This window comes from Acinetobacter brisouii (genome assembly GCF_008993995.1).
GTDB classification, from domain to species: Bacteria; Pseudomonadota; Gammaproteobacteria; order Pseudomonadales; family Moraxellaceae; genus Acinetobacter; species Acinetobacter brisouii_A.
Map to the genome: position 1 here is coordinate 1 of NZ_BKNN01000110.1, position 5,009 is coordinate 5,009.

The 5,009-nt window shown below is 39.4% G+C and carries 5 protein-coding genes, 2 tRNA genes and 2 pseudogenes; 5 read left to right on the top strand and 4 right to left on the bottom strand.

The annotated features are described in order from the left end of the window. Positions 1–122: 122 nt before the first annotated feature. Positions 123–836: a LysO family transporter gene (locus GBN19_RS14515; protein ID WP_228271296.1), complete on the bottom strand. Its 714-nt coding sequence runs from the start codon at positions 834–836 to the stop codon at positions 123–125. 195 nt (positions 837–1,031) lie between these two features. Between GBN19_RS14515 and GBN19_RS14520 the strand changes: the two genes are divergently transcribed. From GBN19_RS14520 to GBN19_RS14535, 4 genes are all read left to right on the top strand, one after another. After that, positions 1,032–2,450: an amino acid permease gene (locus GBN19_RS14520; RefSeq protein ID WP_151778614.1), complete on the top strand. Its 1,419-nt coding sequence runs from the start codon at positions 1,032–1,034 to the stop codon at positions 2,448–2,450. Positions 2,451–2,567: 117 nt separating this feature from the next. Next, positions 2,568–3,482: a hypothetical protein gene (locus tag GBN19_RS14525; protein WP_151778615.1), complete on the top strand. Its 915-nt coding sequence runs from the start codon at positions 2,568–2,570 to the stop codon at positions 3,480–3,482. 179 nt (positions 3,483–3,661) lie between these two features. Next, positions 3,662–3,737: transfer RNA gene (locus GBN19_RS14530), tRNA-Glu, on the top strand. 23 nt (positions 3,738–3,760) lie between these two features. After that, positions 3,761–3,836, top strand: a tRNA-Glu gene (locus GBN19_RS14535). Between the two features lie 21 nt (positions 3,837–3,857). On the opposite strand, the gene GBN19_RS14540 is transcribed toward GBN19_RS14535, so the two are convergent. Next, on the bottom strand, positions 3,858–4,076 hold the full coding sequence (locus tag GBN19_RS14540) for a helix-turn-helix domain-containing protein (RefSeq protein WP_151778616.1): 219 nt from the start codon (positions 4,074–4,076) through the stop codon (positions 3,858–3,860). Positions 4,077–4,155: 79 nt separating this feature from the next. Beyond that, positions 4,156–4,596 (bottom strand): annotated as a pseudogene (locus GBN19_RS14545) (DUF2726 domain-containing protein); the annotation flags it as partial. A 40-nt stretch (positions 4,597–4,636) separates the two neighbouring features. Between GBN19_RS14545 and GBN19_RS16275 the strand changes: the two are divergent. Next, the gene (locus tag GBN19_RS16275) at positions 4,637–4,771 is read left to right on the top strand and encodes a hypothetical protein (RefSeq protein WP_266095390.1); all 135 of its coding nucleotides are present in this window, start codon (positions 4,637–4,639) and stop codon (positions 4,769–4,771) included. Between the two features lie 130 nt (positions 4,772–4,901). Here the strand turns inward: GBN19_RS16275 and GBN19_RS14550 are convergent. Beyond that, a pseudogene (locus tag GBN19_RS14550) lies at positions 4,902–5,009 on the bottom strand (IS5/IS1182 family transposase); the annotation flags it as partial.

Sequence of the window (5,009 nt, forward strand, 5' to 3'; positions counted from 1 at the left end):
TAAATCCTATAGAACAGATGTGGGCATGGGTTAAACGTAAGCGTAAAGAATGGTTGATCGACTCAGTCGATGAGTTATTTCGAGTTTTTTTCGAATCTTGTATGAATAATAAAGTAGTTTGACTATAAAATCCCGTAAAACTCACGGATCAGATCAGTGAGCAAGGCAAAGCTGCCCATTTCCTTACCCAACAAATTTGTCACCAAAGAACCTGACAAACTAAACCAGCCAAAACCACTTGCAACCGTTAATAATGCAGTAAATGAATGCGGTAACAACCAGTGTGCAATATACGCTGCGATAAAAATCGCGAATAGCATGGCACAAGGCACCCAAATCTGCTGTCTGGTTAAACGTGCCAAACGTACTGTAGATAGATCAATTCCAATCAGTACAATTAAAATCAACAGCAACGCATGTGAAAATTGTGCCGCGTGCAAACCATGTGGCAAGATCAAATAACTCAACATACCTAGCCCAACCATCAACATCGCCATACAGCATTCTTGCAAGGGCTTGAGCAAGTCACGAAAATCACGCATTGAATGTTCAATTCCATGCTCTTGAACGGGTCGGGCAAGTAATAATAAAAAGCTGCTGACCGATAAAATACTGGCGTAAATAAAGCTTTCACGTAAGACTTTCCACCCCACATTGGGCTGAAATAACACATCTGCGAACTGATAACCGATCACCATGAGCAAAGCCCAGACCAAATAACCAATGCTGCCAATCGCCAATGTTTTGATCGGTACAGTCACCACCCGACCCAATAACCATCCACCGAGCAAAGCAAGCAAGATGGGGACAATAGAACTCAATAAAAGTGTAGTCATATTCAATTCAATGATTAAAACAAAGCATATCATGCACTTTTTTTAGTCTTTGTTTCAAAAAACTTAAAAATTACATTTGGATATGTTTGCATCTTATTGCCTATTTCTCAAAATTAACAAAAACTAGACAGCTATTGCACATTTAATGGTTTTCTCTAAAATAACCCGCTTCATTTTTTGTATTTCTCATTTCCCATGCAGTCATCTCACTCTCCGAATGATGCATCGCATCAGGGCAATTCTGCGCCACTTAAACGCGCTATGAGTACTCGACACCTCGTTATGCTGTCATTAGGCGGTGCCATTGGCACAGGTCTATTTCTAGGGTCGGGTGAAGTCATTGCACAAACGGGGCCTGTAGGTGCCATTGTTTCTTATTTTCTCGGTGGCTTAATCGCCTATATGGTGATGCTGTGCTTAGGCGAACTGGCCGTACATATGCCTGTTTCAGGCTCTTTTGGTGAATATGCCAACAAGTATATTGGACCAGGTACAGGCTATATGATTACTTGGTTATACTGGCTCACATGGACAGCTACACTAGGCACCGAATTTACCGCTGCTGCACTGCTCATGCAGGAATGGTTCCCGCATATTTCCATGTGGATTTGGACTGTTATTTTTGCAGCGATTGTTTTTATCTTAAATATCAGCTCGACTCGTATGTTTGCCGAGTCTGAATTTTGGCTGGCTTTGGTTAAAGTGGTCACGGTCATTAGCTTTATCTTGCTCGGGCTTTTGGCAATTTTGGGCGTGATTTCTTATCATGGTGAAACCCACGCACCATTGTTCAACAACCTGCTAGCTCAAGGCTGGTTCCCGAAAGGCTTGATGCCTATTTTTGCAACCATGCTGATTGTGAATTTTGCCTTTTCTGGTACAGAGCTGATTGGTGTCGCAGCGGGAGAAACTGAAGATCCTGCTCACAATGTTCCCAAGGCAATCAATGCAGCTATTTGGCGCTTATTGATTTTCTTTGTGGGTACAATTGTGGTGATCTGTGCATTGTTACCTTACCAACAAGCAGGATTGAGTTCTGACCATGTCAGTAACAGTCCTTTCGTGACCGTATTCAGTTATATGGGAATTCCATACGCTGAAGATATTATTCGCTTTGTGATTATTACGGCACTGTTGTCTGCGGCAAATTCAGGCTTATATGCTGCATCTCGTATGATGTGGTCATTGTCAGTTAAACGCCAATTACCTGCGATTTTCTCTAAACTCACCAAACACGGCACCCCAATTATCGCAATTATTGTCACCATGTTTGGTGCACTTCCCGGCTTACTTTCTGAACAATTCGCACCAGAAACCATTTTCAAAAACTTGTTGGGCGTTGCAGCATTTACCATGGTGATCGTTTGGACAGCAATTTGTGTGTGCCAGTTCAATTTCCGTCGCCAGTGGTATAAAACTGGACACAGCATTGCAGACTTACGTTTTGCTGCGCCATTGTTCCCAGTGACACCCATTCTAGGTTTTGTGTTCTGTGTGATTACCTGTATTAGTATGACGCAAGACAGCTCAATGCTACCTGGCTTCTATAGTTGTTTAATTTTTATTGCCTTATGCTATATCAGTCATTACTTTTTATATCGAGATAAAGACTAAAATTAAAGATTGACTGAGAAGCATCGGTTTTATAAAAAAGTGTAGCAATGCTGCACTTTTTTTATTTTGTTTTTATAATCAAATAAAATTATTTATAAAATGAAGTGATACCTATCGATGAAAATCATTTTTATTCATGGCATTAAGCAACAGATTTTTGATGCAAATTCCTTTCAGGAATATTGGCTCAATGTCTTTAATACTGGCATGCATAAAATTGAGGCACACGTCAATGTTGATCAACTTGATCTTGCCTTTCCTTTTTATGGTGATATTTTAAATGAGTTCAATCACCGTAAAGCCATCAACCTCGAAACCTTACGCCCGAACTGGTCATTCTTGGCCAAGTTGCCACGTATTCGCCAACAACGAAGTGATGCACTTAAACAGGCACTCGCAGAAATTCCTTTACTTCCTCATGATGCCCAGCATCAACCTTATTCAATGAAAAACCGTTTTTTTGTGCTCTCCCAGCTCGCTAAAGACCGCATACTCAAAGAGATGGTGATGCTCCTCAATCATTTTCCAGATCTTCATGAATCACTCATCCAGAAGTTTCTGTGTGAAGTCTATCTGTACTGGTACAACCCAGAATTTAAACAACAAGTCCATGAGCGAATTTTGTCATGCTTTGAACCTCATCAACGGCATATTGTGATTGCACATTCTTTAGGAACAGTCGTGGCTTATAACCTACTGCATGAGTTATCAAACCAGTATGAGATTAAACGTTTTATTACTCTGGCTTCACCTTTGCCTTTCAACGTTATGCAGCGACACCTTGCTCATCCTCTACAAAAACCCAAAGTTCTGAGTGGCGACTGGCATAATTTTTATTCACAAGAAGATTACCTCACAACTTTTCCAATGCTACCACCTGTTTTTGATTTTCATCCACAAATCAACAATAAACTGATTACCACCTTCGCTGACAAACCACATGAAATTATTGGTTATTTACAACACCCGATGGTGATTCGACGAGTATTGGAATTAATTTATGATCTACCTCAATTTCAAGCACGTGCTTGATTGGCAGACACATGTTTAAAACTTAAATTCAGCATTTTGTTGAAAAAACATACGTAAAATCATAAAAATAGCGAAATTTGATGATTTAACATTCATTCATAACTATTTTTCATATTTTTTCATAAAAAATATTTGACATACTTTTAGATTAACCCTATTATACGCGCACCTTCTGATGTGTCCCTATCGTCTAGAGGCCTAGGACATCGCCCTTTCACGGCGGTAACCGGGGTTCGAATCCCCGTAGGGACGCCACTTAATATCAGAATACTCTAGAAGTCCCTATCGTCTAGAGGCCTAGGACATCGCCCTTTCACGGCGGTAACCGGGGTTCGAATCCCCGTAGGGACGCCAAATTCTGTAAAGCTCGGCATGTTAAGTGTCGAGCTTTTCTAATATCTGGAATAGTGTTTCTGCAACATTTAGTTCCGCAATATCAGCAAGTTGACAAATATTTAATGTCGATGGGATTCTAGTCCCATGTTTAAAGTCTGATAATCTTCCTGCACTAATTCCCATTTTTTCAGCAACAGCTTTATAGCTGCCTGCTTTCCATCTTGCATGGTCTATTAGTTCAACTAACTCTTTACTCATCTTTACACCTCTTGACTTACCCCATGAACATAAAGTTCATGGGGTAAAAAATCAATGGGCTTTTTATGAAGTGTTATCTTAGACCGAAGTCTGAACGGATTTGGTTAATATCAGGTGTTCGTTTATATCGAATTACTCTGAAACCTGCTTCATTAACTAAAGCATCTCTTTCTGCATCATTATCTTCTTGCCCCTTGTGTGATGAATCATCTAATTCAACTATGGCTACAATGTTGAAGTTCTTATCTATCACAACAAAATCAGCAACTTTACGATTAAATAAATTACGCGTTGCATATCCTTTAGCTGTCATGAATGAGCTAAATGCTACTTGTGCTAAAACTCCGTATTCAGGTAAAGCTTCAATCAAACGAATAAACATTGGTTGTTCATTCATAGTTAAAGGACGTTTACCTGTAATTGGTGTTCTAGCACCTTTCTCTTTTTTTCCATTGTTTCCATTTTTTAATACAAATAAAGCAATTGCTCCAATGATGATGACAATGATTAGTAGATTCATGATTTCCCCAGTGTTATCGAAATTATCTGGAGCATTTTAAATGAGTTTAGAAAATTTCGCTTTCAAAACTAAATCAGACTTTATTCAGGCTGCTTTTAATCAAGTTGCTTTGATTGTTTCTGAACATGGTTACCCTTCTCTTGAATGCATGTCCCCAGCACTTTCACGGCGGTAACCGGGGTTCGAATCCCCGTAGGGACGCCAAATTCAAAAAAGCCCAGTATTTATTACTGGGCTTTTTTATTTTTGCTGTTCCATCCACTTTAAACATTTCAATTGATCTATCAATAGACCTCTTGCGAAAGTTAATTTAAGAGCATCCAATTCACCATTCCAGCAATTAAATTCATTCTTAGACCAAAGCGTTTCCGTCTATTTCTATAGCGTTCTGTTAATATCCGAAAATGTTTAAG